Annotated in this window: 17 protein-coding genes and 1 pseudogene; 9 read left to right on the top strand and 9 right to left on the bottom strand. The window is 36.9% G+C overall.

The features are described 5' to 3' along the window. Positions 1-562: 562 nt before the first annotated feature. Both DET63_RS29745 and DET63_RS29740 read left to right on the top strand, forming a co-directional pair. Positions 563-1,243 (top strand): MgtC/SapB family protein, encoded by a 681-nt coding sequence (locus DET63_RS29745; protein ID WP_002067957.1) that lies wholly within the window; start codon positions 563-565, stop codon positions 1,241-1,243. Between the two features lie 374 nt (positions 1,244-1,617). Continuing rightward, positions 1,618-2,613, top strand: a complete 996-nt coding sequence (locus DET63_RS29740) for a potassium channel family protein (RefSeq protein WP_002167466.1) — start codon at positions 1,618-1,620, stop codon at positions 2,611-2,613. Here the strand turns inward: DET63_RS29740 and DET63_RS29735 are convergent. After that, positions 2,600-3,013, bottom strand: a complete 414-nt coding sequence (locus DET63_RS29735) for a YugN-like family protein (protein WP_002131278.1) — start codon at positions 3,011-3,013, stop codon at positions 2,600-2,602. The two genes, DET63_RS29740 and DET63_RS29735, sit on opposite strands and share 14 nt — an antisense overlap. Before the next feature lie 108 nt (positions 3,014-3,121). Beyond that, a complete protein-coding gene (locus tag DET63_RS29730; protein WP_002015845.1) occupies positions 3,122-4,474 on the bottom strand; it encodes a glucose-6-phosphate isomerase in 1,353 nt (450 codons plus the stop codon). A 283-nt stretch (positions 4,475-4,757) separates the two neighbouring features. On the opposite strand from DET63_RS29730, the gene DET63_RS29720 reads away from it, so the two are divergent. After that, on the top strand, positions 4,758-4,991 hold the full coding sequence (locus DET63_RS29720; RefSeq protein ID WP_002089278.1) for a DUF378 domain-containing protein: 234 nt from the start codon (positions 4,758-4,760) through the stop codon (positions 4,989-4,991). Between the two features lie 112 nt (positions 4,992-5,103). Here DET63_RS29720 and yugI read toward each other — a convergent pair whose 3' ends face one another. The 3 genes from yugI to DET63_RS29705 all read right to left on the bottom strand — a co-directional run bounded on the left by yugI (position 5,104) and on the right by DET63_RS29705 (position 7,386). Continuing rightward, positions 5,104-5,448, bottom strand: a complete 345-nt coding sequence (gene yugI / locus DET63_RS29715; RefSeq protein WP_002015848.1) for a S1 domain-containing post-transcriptional regulator GSP13 — start codon at positions 5,446-5,448, stop codon at positions 5,104-5,106. A gap of 253 nt (positions 5,449-5,701) precedes the next feature. Continuing rightward, positions 5,702-6,892, bottom strand: a complete 1,191-nt coding sequence (locus DET63_RS29710; protein WP_113938636.1) for an aminotransferase — start codon at positions 6,890-6,892, stop codon at positions 5,702-5,704. Continuing rightward, a complete protein-coding gene (locus tag DET63_RS29705) occupies positions 6,889-7,386 on the bottom strand; it encodes an Lrp/AsnC family transcriptional regulator (protein ID WP_113938635.1) in 498 nt (165 codons plus the stop codon). Before DET63_RS29705 ends, DET63_RS29710 begins: the two co-directional genes overlap by 4 nt. Before the next feature lie 265 nt (positions 7,387-7,651). Here DET63_RS29705 and DET63_RS29700 point away from each other — a divergent pair, with 265 nt between their 5' ends. Both DET63_RS29700 and DET63_RS29695 read left to right on the top strand, forming a co-directional pair. Further along, entirely contained in the window at positions 7,652-8,644 is a 993-nt protein-coding gene (locus DET63_RS29700; RefSeq protein WP_113938634.1) for a 2-hydroxyacid dehydrogenase, read from the top strand. A 110-nt stretch (positions 8,645-8,754) separates the two neighbouring features. After that, positions 8,755-9,594 carry an alpha/beta fold hydrolase gene (locus tag DET63_RS29695; RefSeq protein ID WP_113938633.1) on the top strand — a complete coding sequence of 280 codons (840 nt, stop codon included), beginning with the start codon at positions 8,755-8,757 and terminating at the stop codon, positions 9,592-9,594. Positions 9,595-9,772: 178 nt separating this feature from the next. Here DET63_RS29695 and DET63_RS29690 read toward each other — a convergent pair whose 3' ends face one another. After that, complete coding sequence (locus DET63_RS29690) at positions 9,773-10,024, bottom strand: YugE family protein (RefSeq protein WP_002015854.1); 252 nt, start codon at positions 10,022-10,024, stop codon at positions 9,773-9,775. Positions 10,025-10,141: 117 nt separating this feature from the next. Here DET63_RS29690 and DET63_RS29685 point away from each other — a divergent pair, with 117 nt between their 5' ends. After that, positions 10,142-11,293, top strand: coding sequence for a MalY/PatB family protein (locus tag DET63_RS29685; RefSeq protein WP_113938632.1), 1,152 nt, complete (start codon positions 10,142-10,144; stop codon positions 11,291-11,293). 118 nt (positions 11,294-11,411) lie between these two features. On the opposite strand, the gene sodC is transcribed toward DET63_RS29685, so the two are convergent. Both sodC and DET63_RS30415 read right to left on the bottom strand, forming a co-directional pair. After that, positions 11,412-11,951, bottom strand: a complete 540-nt coding sequence (gene sodC, locus DET63_RS29680) for a superoxide dismutase [Cu-Zn] (protein ID WP_113938631.1) — start codon at positions 11,949-11,951, stop codon at positions 11,412-11,414. 68 nt (positions 11,952-12,019) lie between these two features. Continuing rightward, a complete protein-coding gene (locus DET63_RS30415; protein WP_181777966.1) occupies positions 12,020-12,196 on the bottom strand; it encodes a hypothetical protein in 177 nt (58 codons plus the stop codon). 171 nt (positions 12,197-12,367) lie between these two features. Here DET63_RS30415 and kapB point away from each other — a divergent pair, with 171 nt between their 5' ends. Then, positions 12,368-12,751: a kinase-associated lipoprotein KapB gene (gene kapB / locus DET63_RS29675; RefSeq protein ID WP_001209324.1), complete on the top strand. Its 384-nt coding sequence runs from the start codon at positions 12,368-12,370 to the stop codon at positions 12,749-12,751. A gap of 40 nt (positions 12,752-12,791) precedes the next feature. Here kapB and kapD read toward each other — a convergent pair whose 3' ends face one another. Further along, positions 12,792-13,415 carry a 3'-5' exonuclease KapD gene (gene kapD / locus DET63_RS29670; protein WP_002034559.1) on the bottom strand — a complete coding sequence of 208 codons (624 nt, stop codon included), beginning with the start codon at positions 13,413-13,415 and terminating at the stop codon, positions 12,792-12,794. A 290-nt stretch (positions 13,416-13,705) separates the two neighbouring features. Between kapD and DET63_RS29665 the strand changes: the two genes are divergently transcribed. Further along, the gene (locus tag DET63_RS29665; protein ID WP_016093479.1) at positions 13,706-15,031 is read left to right on the top strand and encodes an ArsB/NhaD family transporter; all 1,326 of its coding nucleotides are present in this window, start codon (positions 13,706-13,708) and stop codon (positions 15,029-15,031) included. A gap of 86 nt (positions 15,032-15,117) precedes the next feature. After that, a pseudogene (locus DET63_RS30885) lies at positions 15,118-15,383 on the top strand (IS30 family transposase); the annotation flags it as partial. Positions 15,384-15,493 lie beyond the last annotated feature (110 nt).

Here is a 15,493-nt window from a genome sequence, read left to right as displayed (position 1 = left end):
CCAATAAAGTTAGTTTGTCTAGCATCTAAAAATAAAAATTGACGTTCACGTTGTTTGTTTCGTTCAGTTTTCAAAGAACTACTTAGTCGCTCATTTGCGACTTCCTTATGTTAACATCTTCATTTTTCGATGTCAACTAAGTTTTTCAATTTCTTTTTTGTCGTTTTCTGCGTTTCCGCATCAGCGACGGTTATTAATATATCATGTAGAAAAATGAAATGCAACACCTTTTGAAAACTTTTTTGAAACCAACTACATTTCTTTTTTAATATCATATACTTAAACGAAACATCTCTTTCATTTCTAAGTAATTCCTACATATATTCTATAGAAAGTCCCTCTGTCACAAAACGTTTCTTTCTATATAAAGTGAAACTTTAATCAGTGTGGGGGGTGTTCATCCCCCACACTGATTATTAACCTTCACCAATCGGGCATTTACGGGCAGTCGTCTCCCACCTAACTTTCTCGCATTCGGCGAATTTTGAGGCGGGGCTTACTGCCCGCAAATAGCGGGATAAACGTTTTATTCATATACTATATCATACAAGGAGGAATATACATGGACTACACCGACTTATTAATAAAACTAGGTCTCTCGGCTATTTTAGGATTCGCTATCGGTTTAGAGCGCGAATTAAAACGTAAACCACTCGGCTTAAAAACTTGTTTAGTTATTTCTATTATTAGTTGCCTCCTAACCATTGTTTCTATTAAAGCAGCTTACAACTTACCACATACCGATCATATGAATATGGATCCACTTCGACTTGCCGCTCAAATTGTATCAGGAATTGGTTTTTTAGGTGCCGGTGTAATTTTACGCAGAGGAAACGATAGTATTGCGGGATTAACGACCGCCGCTATGATTTGGGGTGCTTCTGGCATCGGCATTGCCGTTGGAGCTGGTTTCTATATCGAGGCTATTTTCGGAATGTGTTTCCTTATGATTAGTGTAGAACTTATACCATTAGCGATGAAATACGTCGGTCCTAGATCATTTCGCCAACGTGATATCGCAGTGAAACTCGTTGTACGAAATATGGACAATATCCCGACCGTAATTGAAGAAATAAAAGAAATGGATATAAAAGTTAAGAACATGAAGCTCAAGACATTGGAAAATGGTTCGCACTATTTACATTTGAAATTGTCTATCGATCAAAAAAGACATACCGCTGATGTTTATTATGCTCTTCAGCATCTTGAAAGTGTTCAACAAACCGAAGTGGAGAGTATGTAACATAAAGAAAAACGTTACTACCCAGCCATACCTTTCATTTAGAAGTTAGATAAGGAGTATTACTCCCGCGAGAATACGTACCTTATTACCTATAGAAAGTTATTTTCATTTTTCAGCATATAGATTACTGCCATGGAGATAAAATGGTCCTCTACCTTTCTTTGTTTTAAAACTTCGCGCATGGCAGGAAAAGACACTGACCGATCCTATACATAACCAGTCCCTCTCGGTCATTTTTAAAAATGCTTTTCTGGCGTTTTTTCATAGAGTGACTGAGTAGTTAAAGAAAAACTCTCTTTTTAATTAGAGAGTTTTTCTTTTTTCTATAATGGTAACAATGAATGTAGTCCTGAAAAGTAAGGAGGAATAGGAACTTGAAATCCCGTCCGAATTTAGTAGATACATTTCGTGATTCCATTATTTTTCGTTTAATTTGTTTTATTATTGTACTTACTACCTTCTCCGGCTTTCTTATACATATATTAGAGCCATCTCACTTCACCACATGGTTCGACGGGGTTTGGTGGTCAATCGTTACCATTTTCACCGTTGGATACGGCGATTTCGCCCCCCATACAACGATAGGAAAACTTATTGGTATATGTATTATTTTATTAGGAACGGGATTTTGTTCTTATTATATGGTTCTATTCGCTACCGACATGATTAATAAACAATATATGAGAATTAAGGGTGAAGCAGCTGCTACCTCTAATGGTCATATGATTATCGTTGGCTGGAATGAGCGTGCAAAACATGTTGTAAAACAAATGCACATATTACAACCGAACCTTGATATCGTTTTAATTGATGAAACACTTTCTTTACTTCCAAAGCCATTTCATCATTTAGAATTTATAAAAGGTTGTCCGCATCATGATCAAACTTTATTAAAAGCTAACATTACAACAGCTCACACTATATTAATAACAGCGGATAAAGAGAAGAACGAAAGCTTAGCAGATACACAGTCCATTTTAAATATTTTAACTGCAAAAGGACTTAATCCAAACATTCACTGCATCGCTGAACTTCTTACTTCTGAACAAATCCAAAATGCAACGAGAGCTGGCGTATCAGAAATTATAGAAGGAAATAAATTAACGAGCTATGTATTTACCGCTTCTCTTTTATTCCCTTCCATTTCAGGTGTACTATTCTCACTTTACGATGAAATCTCTGATAACAAATTACAACTGATGGAGATTCCCCCGTCCTGCACCGGACAATCCTTTGCAAATTGTAGCTATACTCTTTTAAAGCAAAACATTCTCTTACTAGGTGTAAAGCGCGACGAACAATATATGATCAATCCAGTTCATTCTTTCATTCTCATCGAAAGCGACATACTCATCGTTATTCACCATTAAAAAAATGATTTTCTAGTTCTTGTACCAATACTTTACCAATATTGACATACTTTCTTTTCACATCTCCATCTGGATCTTGCGGCTCCGCAAATTGATCCAATCCACTCGTTCCAGCTGTTAAAGCATTAACATTATCATCTAGTTCGTCTTGATATACGTGCGAAAGAATATACGGTGTTTCAAGACGGACTATTACACCAGGCACATCTAGTTCCCCATCCACCGCTGTAAATGGTACGCGTAAAAATTGATACCCTTCTTCTTCGTCGATTTTATAATCAAAGCATCCTTTATCATAATCCCAATTACCGCCAATACTATATCCAAGTGGTTTCATAACCTCTTCTAACTTATATAACGCATATGTACATCCTTCTAATTTTGATTGAATCGGAATCAAGCCCATCCCTCCTAGACTTTTCCTTTAGCATACCCATTCTAGTTTGAATATACCGATGTACCTTTCAATAAAATAATAAAAAGCGACCGGAGACCCGATCGCTTTTCATTATTTTAAACGCTCTTCTAATTCTGCTTTTAATTCTTCAAATCCTGGTTTACCAAGTAAAGCAAACATGTTTTTCTTGTATGCTTCTACTCCTGGTTGGTCAAATGGATTTACGCCTAATAGGTAGCCGCTCATCGCACATGCTTTTTCGAAGAAGTATACAAGGTAACCGAATGTGTACTCATTTAATTCAGGGATGTTTACGATTAAGTTTGGTACTCCGCCATCGCTATGTGCAAGTAATGTACCTTCGTATGCTTTTGTGTTTACGAAGTCTATCGTTTCACCAGCAAGGTAGTTTAATCCATCTAAATCGTTGTCGTCTAATTCGATTTTTAGTTCGTGTGTAGATTTACCTACTTTAAGAACTGTTTCGAATAGGTCACGACGACCTTCTTGAATGTATTGACCTAATGAGTGTAAGTCAGTTGAGAAGTTTGCTGAAGATGGGAAAATACCTTTTTGATCTTTTCCTTCACTTTCACCAAATAACTGTTTCCACCACTCAGAGAAGTAGTGAAGTGCTGGCTCATAGTTAACAAGCATTTCAATTGTTTTCCCTTTATTATATAGAGCATTACGAACTACTGCGTATTGGTAAGCTGGGTTTTCTTCAAGTTCTGATTTCGCGAAATCATTATGGCCAGCAGCTGCACCTTTCATCATCTCTTCAATGTTTAGGCCACTTACAGCGATTGGCAATAAACCTACTGGTGTTAATACAGAGAAACGACCGCCAACATCATCTGGAATAACGAACGTTTCGTAGCCTTCATTATCAGATAATGTTTTTAAAGCACCGCGCGCTTTATCTGTAGTCGCATAAATACGTTTGCGTGCTTCTTCTTTTCCATACTTTTCTTCTAATAATTTACGGAAAATACGGAATGCGATTGCAGGCTCTGTTGTTGTACCTGATTTGGAAATAACGTTAATAGAAAAGTCTTTACCTTCTAGTACGTCCATTAAATCTTTCATGTAAGTGGAGCTAATGTTTTGTCCAACAAATAGCACTTGTGGAGTTTTACGTTGTTCTTTAGAAAGCGTGTTATAGAAAGAATGGTTTAACATTTCAATTGCTGCGCGTGCTCCTAGGTAAGAACCACCAATACCTACAACAAGTAAAATATCAGAGTCATTTTTAATTTTTTCTGCGCATTTTTGAATGCGAGCGAATTCTTCTTTATCATATTGAAGCGGAAGCTCTACCCACCCAAGGAAATCGTTCCCAGCTCCAGTTTTTTCGTGGATTGCATGATGTGTTACTTTTACTGCATCACGTAAATAAGTTAGTTCATTTTCACCGATGAAGGATAACGCTTTAGAATAGTCGAACGTTACATGTGTACTCATCTTTTTCCCTCCAATTATGTATATGTATTTCTGTATTCACTTTAGCGAAACTAAAGTTGTAAATCAAGCGATTCAGCAATTGTAAACGTAACCATTATTTATTTTTTAGAAAAAGTTCATTTTTTGCATAAAAATTCGGATTTTTCGGTATAGATGTATATACATCGTTTTTCGTACATTTTTCATGTATAAAAACAACAAAACTATACCATTCTATAAAGGAGTTAAATTTTCTTATTAACTCCTTGCTTGCTCACGCTTCACATTAAGGGGGGGACTTTTCATGAGTACCTTGCAACGTATCGCATTAGTCTTCACTGTAATCGGCGCTGTTAACTGGGGACTGATCGGGTTCTTCCAGTTTGACTTAGTAGCGGCTATTTTCGGGGGACAGAAATCAGCTCTTGCACGTATTATTTACGGCATCGTTGGTATTTCTGGGCTTATCAATCTCGGCTTACTATTTAAACCATCCGAGAATCTTGGTACTCACCCAGAAACACATGAAATTCAATAGTCAGTATGTCTTTTTCGCCTCCGACATACGAATATGATTGCATGCAATCATATTTGCAAATATATATATCATAAGTCACAGTAAAAGAGGAACGCTCATATGCGTTCCTCTTTTACTTTATTACCTCCGACTCTTCAATCCATTCCGCTAGCTTTTCTCGCAGTGTATTAAATCCGTTCTCTGATGGATTCGGTATAAGAATTCGTCCTTGCTTTCTTTTCGCCGCTTTTAACGATAAACTCATTTTTCTGTGTTCTTCATCAATTGAAAGTACTTTTACTTCTACTGTATCTCCGACCTTTAAAAAGTCATGAATGTCTTTTACATACCCATTTGTGATTTCAGATATATGCACAAGTCCTTGTGTTTCTGCATCCAAAGCTACAAATGCACCGTAATCTTGAATTCCAGTTACTTTCCCTGTTACAACCACTCCCGTTGTATATTGTTCTGACATGTGAAACACTCCCATACGTTTACCATTTTCTCTACAATTGTAAATAGCAAAGCAGATGTAGTTATTGTTAAATATCCGATTAGTGAGTAAGTATCCTAAGTAAAACACCGAGGATGCTCCCACCTTATATTAGTAAATTATACCACTTTGATAGAACTCATTCAAAATTCACGAAAAAATTTCCTGTAATACGTATAATTCTCCAATATTAGGATAGAATACTAACACATGGCTTTCTAGTATTCCCCCCCTTTTATGGACAAAACGTATTGTGTTTTGTCCTTTTTTTATTCTCTATGAACCGTTCCATTCTCTTCATTGCTTCCATAAGTTGCTCAAGCGATGTTGCATATGAACAACGAATAAATCCTTCACCACTCCCGCCAAACACATTTCCAGGAACAACAGCCACTTTTTCTTCTAATAATAATTGTTCTGCAAATTCTGCTGAAGATAGTCCGGTTGAAGCTATAGAAGGGAAAACATAAAATGCCCCGCCTGGCACATGACATGTTAAGCCCATTTCATTGAAAGATGTCGTCATAAAGTTACGACGTTTTTTATAGCTATCTCTCATTCGAATTACTTCATCATTTCCTCCGCGTAATGCTTCAAGCGCTGCAAATTGAGACATCGTTGGTGCACACATCATTGAATACTGGTGGATTTTGAGCATTAATTCTGAAAATTGAACAGGGGCTGCAATCATCCCAAGACGCCATCCTGTCATCGCAAATCCTTTTGAAAATCCTGAAATTAAAATCGTATGGGCACGCATATTTTTAATACTCGCGAAACTCGTATATGCTTCGTCGTATACGAGCTCTGCATAGATTTCATCAGATAATACGATTAAATTGTACTTCTCAACAATCACTGCTATTTCTTCAAGCTCGGGTTTGTTTAACATTGCACCTGTTGGATTATTTGGTGAACAAAGCAAAATTGCCTTTGTTTTCGCTGTAATAGCTGCTTCAATTTGTTCTGGTTGTACTTTAAACTCGTTTTCTAAAGTCGTTGCCACAGGAACCGGAACTCCTCCAGCTAATATCACAAGCGGTGCATAAGAAACGAAACTTGGTTCAATAATGAGTACTTCATCATCAGGATTTATAATGGCACGCATCGCTACATCTAACGCCTGACTCGCTCCAACTGTAACGATGATTTCATCGTTTGGATCATAAGATACTGCAAATTGTTTTTCTAGATACTTTGCTATTTCTTGACGGAGCTCCAATAATCCTGCATTTGCTGTATATGACGTATATCCTTGTTCTAAAGAACGAATACATGCTTGCCTTACATTCCAAGGTGTAACAAAGTCCGGCTCTCCTACTCCAAGAGAAATAACACCTTTCATATTTGCTGCTAAATCGAAAAACTTTCGAATACCAGATGGTTGTAAAGATTCTGCCGTTCTAGATAGTTCAAATTGCTTCATGGTGTCACCACAATGCGCTTATCATCATCGTTTTTTTCGTAAATAATTCCCTCATGTTTATACTTCTTCAAAATGAAATGCGTTGTTGTAGAAACGACAGATTCAATTGTTGCTAATTTCTCAGAAACAAACATCGCTACTTCTCCCATCGTCTTTCCTTCTAATGTAATAGAAAGATCGTATGTCCCTGACATTAAATACGCAGATTTTACTTCTGAATAACGATAAATTTGTTCAGCTACTGCATCAAAACCGACACCACGCTTCGGTGTAACTTTCACATCAATCATCGCCGTTAAACCAGTATGTTCTTTCACTTTTGTCCAATCGATATGTGTTACATAGTCCACGATAATCTTTTCACTTTCTAATTTCGTAACCATTTTTTTCGCTTCTTCTACTTCTATATTTAACAACTTCGCTAATGTATCTACAGATAAACGACTATTCTTTTCAAGACAAGCTAATAATTCCAATTCTTTCTCTGTCACCATATAAATCATCCTTCCTTTTCTGTTGTGTCTAAATTATACAAATACCCTTTCCAGTTTGAAAAGAAGATTTTTTTAGAGAATTATGTCAAAATAAAGTGAAACTTTAATCCATGGAAAGGTTCACCCCATGGATTATTAGTTGAACCAATCGGGCTTTTACGAGCAGTTGATCTCCCACCTCACTTCTTTGCCTCAACCGTCTTTTTAGGTGGGAGTCTTACTGCTCGTTAATGCGGGGTAAAGTGAACCTTTAATCAGCGGAAAAATGCGTGATAAAGCGAAAGGGGATGGAACCGTGAAACCAAAAGTATATATTGCCGAACCAGTTCCAACATTTGTAGAAAACTATTTATCAGAACACTGTGATTTCGAAAAATGGGATCAAGATGAGAAGGTACCTCGTGATGTTCTATTAGAGAAAATACAAGATAAAGATGGTTTATTAAATTTTGGATCTGCTATTAATGAAGAATTATTAGAAGCGGCTCCTAACTTAAAAGTAGTAAGCAACATTTCTGTCGGTTACGATAATTTTGATTTACAAGCGATGGAAAAGCGAAATGTCATCGGAACGAATACACCATACGTACTAGATGATACAGTAGCCGACCTTGTTTTCGCTCTTATGTTATCTGCCGGTCGCCGTGTTTGTGAACTCGACTCCTACGTGAAAAATGGTGAATGGAACGCTGAAATTGGAAAAGAACACTTCGGACTAGATGTACACCATAGTACAATCGGTATTATCGGAATGGGACGCATTGGTGAAGCTGTCGCAAAACGAGCGAAATTCGGATTTGATATGAATGTTCTTTATTATAACCGTCGCCGTAAAGAAGAAGCAGAGCAAAAATTCGATGCTACATATTGTGATTTACAGACGCTACTAAAACAATCTGACTTTATTGTCCTTCTTACTCCACTAACAGATGAAACATATCATCTTATTGGAGAAAAGGAATTTTCATTAATGCAAGAAACTGCAATCTTCATTAATGCTTCTCGCGGAAAAACAGTAGATGAAGAAGCGTTAATCCATGCATTAACAGAAAAGAAAATCTTCGCAGCGGGCATCGATACTTTTACACAAGAGCCGATTCAAAAAGATAATCCGCTCTTATCATTACAAAATGTTGTGACTTTACCGCACATTGGGTCTGCAACATTAAAAACTAGGCAGCAAATGGCAATGACAGCTGCTGAAAATTTAGTTGCAGGGTTACAAGGAGAAACACCGCCTAATATTGTTCGCAGATAATAATGAATAAACGAAAGGCAAGATGACGATGTCATCTTGCCTTTTTTTGTTAACATATTTTGTTTCTTGCGGGGAGATGATATGAACAAAAATCAATGGAGTGACAAAAAATGAACCATGAATGCAAATGCCCTTACTTCACTTTTTCCACTCGCGGGACTACTATTCATTACGAATTGTATGAACATAATACTAAAAAAGAACGACCTACTTTCGTACTCGTTCACGGCTTCCTCTCTTCCTCATTTAGCTATCGACGACTCATTCCTTTACTAACAAAGGAAGGTACAGTAATTGCCCTTGATTTACCACCATTCGGAAAAAGTGATAAATCTCATCTCTTTAAATATTCTTATCACAATTTAGCGGCTATTATTATCGATTTAATCGAACATTTATCTCTCGCGAATATTGTATTAGTTGGCCATTCTATGGGCGGACAAATTTCACTCTTTGTAAACCGTTTACGCCCTGAATTAATTTCAAAGACGATTTTACTATGTAGCTCTAGTTATTTAGCACGCGCAAACTTACCTTTACTGTACTCCTCTTATTTACCGTTCTTCCACTTATACGTGAAGAACTGGATTATTCGAAGGGGCATCGTCCATAACTTAATGAATGTCGTTCATGACCATTCATTAATTGACAATGAAATGATGGAAGGCTACGCTGCTCCTTTTTATGATGATCGTATATTCCCTGCTTTAACTCGAATGATAAGAGACCGTGAAGGTGACTTATCTTCAACTGAATTACAAAAAATCGAAACCCCAGTATTACTCATTTGGGGTGAAAAAGATCGCGTCGTCCCTGTACATGTAGGACACCGTCTCCATAAGGACCTACCTAATTCAACTTTCATTTCTTACGAAAATACAGGGCACTTACTACCTGAAGAAAAGCCCGATCATGTTTATGAAGAAATTATTACGTTTGCGGCGCAATAAAGTGAGAATTTAATCCGTGGGGGTTTTTACGGGCAGTTTGATTTCTCGCCTATCTTCTTTGCTTCAACCGAATTTTGAGGCTGGAGTCTTACTGCCCGCAAATAGCGGGATAAAGTGAAGCTTTAATCCATCCGCACAAATGAAAATAAACAAAAAGGCTGTCGTAAATTCCGACAGCCTATAATGAACAACTTCCGCCTTCTTTTAGTACGAGTAACTCTACTGCTAATTTTTCGCATTTTTCAAGTGCAGGTACTTCTTCAAAAGACATAAAGTATATATGTTGAATCTTCTTTGCGATGTATTTCGGATCATCAAACACACTTACGACGTTTACAACATCGCTCGCTTCTGTTTCATAAAACTCCGGTCCCATTTGAAACGGATCCCAATTTTTCACAACCTCAATCATTTTGTCATATGCACCCATCTGCTTCCCGCCTTTTCACTTTTTAATGCTTTTCTTTATCGTATCACATCAGCTATTCTATAAGAAGAGTGAGAATTTTCATAACTTAACAGTTTGACAGAAGAAAGGAGCAAACATATGCAACTATTTCATAAAACGGTAAATCGTCGCGGAACGCATAGTACAAAATGGGATACATATAAAAATGAAGAGCTCATCCACGCTTGGATTGCCGATATGGATTTTGAAGTACCAAAACCAATTCAAACTGCATTACAAAAACGCACAGAACATCCTATTTTCGGCTATACACTTCCTCCTGAAAATATTGGGAATATCATTTGTAATTGGACGAAAAGCCAATACAATTGGGAAATACAAAAAGAATGGATTGTATTTAGCGCAGGTATCGTCCCAGCTCTTAGTACGAGCATACAAGCTATAACGAAAGAAGGAGAAGCCGTACTCGTACAACCTCCTATTTATCCACCATTTTTTGAAATGGTCAAAACAAATAATAGACAATTATGTGAGAGTCCCTTGTTTAAACAAAATGGCATATATAAGATAGACTTCGAGCATCTAGAAACTCAATTTAAACAAGGTGTAAAACTAATGCTTCTTTGCAGCCCTCACAATCCTATCGGGCGCGTTTGGACGAAAGAGGAGCTAACAAAACTCGGTACGTTATGTACGCAATATAATGTAACCGTTGTCGCGGATGAAATTCATGCCGATATTATTTATAGAGGCCATACTCATACACCGTTTGCTTCTTTATCTGAAGAATTAGCAGCACGCACTATTACTTGTATGGCTCCGAGCAAAACATTTAATATCGCTGGATTACAAGCATCGATCATTATTATTCCGAATGAAAATCTCCGTAATGCGTTTATGTCTATCCAATATAGACAAGGATTCCACGGATTAAATACATTTGCTTATACAGCAATGCAAAGTGCCTATACAGAATGTAATGATTGGCTAAATGAAATTCGATTGTACGTTGAAGATAACGCTCAATTTGCTTGTAAGTATATTCAAAATCACATACCAGCTCTTTCTGTAATTAAACCAGAAGGCAGTTTTTTACTGTGGATTGATTGTTCCCACTTGGATCTTTCTCAAGATGAACGAACAGCATTGCTTGAAGAGAAAGGTAAAATCATCGTTGAGCCTGGTGAGAAATACGGAATGGGCGGGGAAGCCTATATCCGAATTAACATTGGCTGTCCTAGATCTGTTTTAGAAGAAATTTTAAACAGACTACACCATACATTCTCATAACAAAAAAGGAGGCTATCCCAAAATGATTTTGGGATAGCCTCCTTTTTTTCGATAAATCGATATAATTCCACTTACTATCATGCGGTTTTACAACAAAATCTACCATTCAAGGTAGCTTCTATTTTTTCTTCATATCCGACACTTTTTTTACGATAACACCGCAAGCAATTCGGCCACCAGATTTACCCGTTGGTTGCGTCATACCATCATCAGCGTTTTCTGTAATAATAATAGACGCTCCATCTTTTCTATGAATCGTCGTTTTTCCTTCTTCAAGCGTTATATGCGGAGCATCGATTTCTGCTTTAATCTTTCCCGAACCGTCTGCAATTACGTTCGGTAAATCACCATTTTCTGCGCCCTTCGGATTGAGGAGTCCGTGCTTTTTATTATCCGGATTAAAATGATTCCCAGATGATTCGAAACGTGGCGCTTTACATTCTCCGATTTCATGCACATGTATCCCGTGTGGTCCTGGTGTAAAGCCTTCCGCTTTAATCTTAATTTTCACTCCACTTGTTTGCTGAACTACTTTTGCAGTCCCAACTTCATCACCTGAAGCATTATGTAATTTCACATCAATTTCTTTCGGCTTCCCTTGGTCACAACCCGCCATTAGAAATAATAAACAACAACTGAAAAAAAGCCGTCTTTTCATTCAATTCCCTCCAAAATGCTTTCTGCCCTTAGATTGTCCGAGCATAGAGGGAAACATACAAAAATGAATTACCGTTTCTTTTCAGCTAAAAGCTTTTCTTCTACTTTCTGTAATCGCTCTGCTTCTCGTTTTGATACAAGAATAAACATACGCCACGTAGCAACCGCACCGATGATAAATAGAACGCAAACAATACCTGGAATAATATACTCCGTTTTATCTTCAGGAAAATATAAAGGCATCATATGAAACACTCCTTATCGGGGAATTTATAGTAAGAATAAACATCAGAATTTTCTGTTTTATCACCTTAAATTATAATTGAAGCCTGTCATATTCTCAAGGACATTCAAAAATCAACTAATTTCTTTGACTCCTTCTTATACTTTCCTTACTATAAACTTGAGGTGAAAAATATGAGAGAAACATTTGAAATTGGTGAAATCGTTACTGGTATTTATAAAACTGGAAAATACATCGGCGAAATTACAAATAGCCGTCCTGGCAGTTACGTCGTAAAAGTGTTAGCTGTTTTAAAACATCCCGTGCAAGGTGACTTACATAACGTAAAACAAGCTGACGTACCATTTTTCCATGAAAGACGTGCTTTAGCTTTTCGTGAACAGACGAACATTCCAGAGCAAATGGTGAAGAAATATGAAGGGGAAATTCCGGATTATACAGAGTCACTAAAATTAGCATTAGAAACTCAAATGAATTCATTTTCTGAAGATGATTCACCTTTTGCGGGGCGTAGTCTAGAAACACTTCAGCAATTGAAGCAAGATTACAAACTTTAAAAAACAAAACGACCAAATTACATATTTTGCAATTTGGTCGTTACTGTGTACTCACTTTCTTTAACACTTTCGAAAAATCAACAAGTTCCCCTAATGTCGGAGGTGCTGGTTTGACTAAATACTCTTTATCTTTTTCTACTAACTTAAAAATATTATACGTCGTCATCGCATCATCAAGCGCACAATGATGCTTTCCTGTTCCTGCTTTTCCATACGCCTCAATTGCTTTCCACAGCCCTGTTTGATTTCTCTCTCCAAAAAACTTCTTATACTCAAGCGATAAATCACGACACTGTCCAAAGAATGGAAATTCTACTCCCGCCATTTCACAGTTATGCTTTAAGACTTTCATATCCATATTTCCCCACGTTACAATTGTCGGTTTACCACTCTTCTCATATTCTGCAAGTTTCTCAACAAGTTCATGAAAAGAAATTCCTTTGTCCACTACTTCCTGTTTAATTCCTAAAAATTTTTTACATCGATCCGTTAAAGACGGAAATGTTTTCGGTCTAATATGCGATGAATACGTATCTTCCACCTTACAACCAACAACTGAAACGAGTCCGACCTCAATAATTTCTGGGAAAAAACCTTTTGGCTTTTTTCTATGCTGGGGCATCGTAAACTCAAAGTCTAAAAACAAAAATCGTTGTTCATCCATACGATCCCTTCCTTATCATATTTGTCATTCCTTTCTATTTGATACTCCTACACGAACAAGCTCGAATGCTGATTCGATTTTAAATATTCAGATTGGATGTATCTTATATATATGTCAGATGCCCACAAATATTTTTAAAAATAAGAAAAAATGACCTATGCAGAAAATATGACAAAATAAACCCTTTCATTTACATCCGCCATTTTTCTACTTTATAATGACGTTATGTGTGTTTCATCTAGTTAATTTTTTGACACACTAAGAAAAGTGAATGAAAGGAGATGAGAGTTTTGCACGAAACAACGCAAGAACTCGCAAACTGGCAGTATTATTTCGCTATCGCAGTCTTTTTAATTACATATGCCATTATTATTTCTGAAAAAATTAACCGTGCTGTCATCGCACTTCTTGGTGCAGCATTCATGGTAATTGCAGGGGTCGTTGACTTACACAATGCCTTTACGAAACATATTGAATGGGGAACAATTACATTACTCATCGGTATGATGATACTCGTAAACATTACAAGTAAGTCAGGTGTCTTCCAATACGTTGCCATTAAAGCCGCAAAAGGAGCACAAGGAAATCCAATTAAAATTTTAATTTCACTTTCCTTACTTACCGCGCTTGGCTCCGCATTTTTAGATAACGTTACAACAGTACTTCTTGTTGTTCCAGTTACTTTATCTATTACGCGCATCTTGCAAGTAAATCCTGTCCCATATTTACTTTCTGAAATTATTTTTTCAAATATCGGAGGAACAGCAACATTAATTGGTGATCCGCCAAATATTATGATTGGTTCTGCAAATAAGCATTTAGATTTCAATGCTTTCTTATTCAACTTAGCACCTATCGTAATCATCATTATTGCTGTTACAGCAACAATTCTTTACTTCATGTACCGTAAGCAATTAATTGCTGATCCTGTACAAATTAAAAAGTTAATGAGCTTAGATGAAAAACAATACATTAAAGACCCAGTATTAATGAAGAAATCTTTAACAGTACTTGGCCTTACTATTGTAGGCTTCATGACTCATTCCATTTTCCATATTGATGCAGCTATCATCGCCTTAACTGGCGCTACTGTACTTATGCTAATCGGTGTGAAAGAACATGAAATTGAAGAGGTATTCGCAAGTGTAGAGTGGGTAACAATCTTCTTCTTCGCGGGACTATTCGTACTCGTTGGAGGACTTATCGATATCGGGCTTATCAAAATGCTAGCTCAAAAAGTAATTGGAATAACAGGCGGAGATATTTCTCAGGCATCTATCCTTATTCTATGGGTATCTGGTATCGCCTCTGCAACAATCGATAACATTCCATTCGTTGCAACAATGATTCCACTTATTAACGATATGGCAGTTGGGCTAGGTTTATCACCTTCTGACGCACAAATCGACGTACTATGGTGGGCATTAGCATTAGGTGCTTGCTTAGGTGGAAACGGAACATTAATCGGGGCTTCTGCTAACGTAATCGTAGCCGGAATCGCAAGTCGTGAAGGACATAAATTCAGCTACATGGAATTCCTTAAAGTCGGCTTCCCAATTATGATCGTTTCATTAATCATTTCTCATATATATATTTATTTACGCTACCTTATGTAGTAGAAAAAAGGGCTGTCCTATGTGACAGCCCTTTTTCTAGAATCTGGTTTATATTTATCCGTATCACATGCGCAAATTGTATGTTCAAAATAACTAATGTTGATAGAGGAAAAGAATTTTCGTGTTATCAACAAGTAGAAAAATAACCTGAAAATAGCAGTGTTCTTTGCCAATCCCTATCCTTCCTGACAACGTGGAAGTAACGAAAACGCAAATGGTCTATTGCGTGAATTTTATCCAAAAAAAAACAGGTTTGATCCTTGTTTCACAACAACAACAACAATTGAATCAAGCACTACTTCTTATTAATCAAAGACCAAGAAAATGTTTAGGGTGGAAAACTGTCAAATAAAAAAGAGTCCTTCAATGGTCTTATCCCTGTCAAGTAGACAGTATTAAAAAGACTAAGCAGCCATCGAGATTCGATATTCTATCGGAGCTCGATGGTTGAGTCGTTTTTGG

Source organism: Bacillus sp. DB-2 (assembly GCF_003315125.1).
GTDB lineage: Bacteria > Bacillota > Bacilli > Bacillales > Bacillaceae_G > Bacillus_A > Bacillus_A mycoides.
Note: the sequence above shows the minus strand (reverse complement) of the source record. Positions and strands in the feature narration are given on the sequence as shown.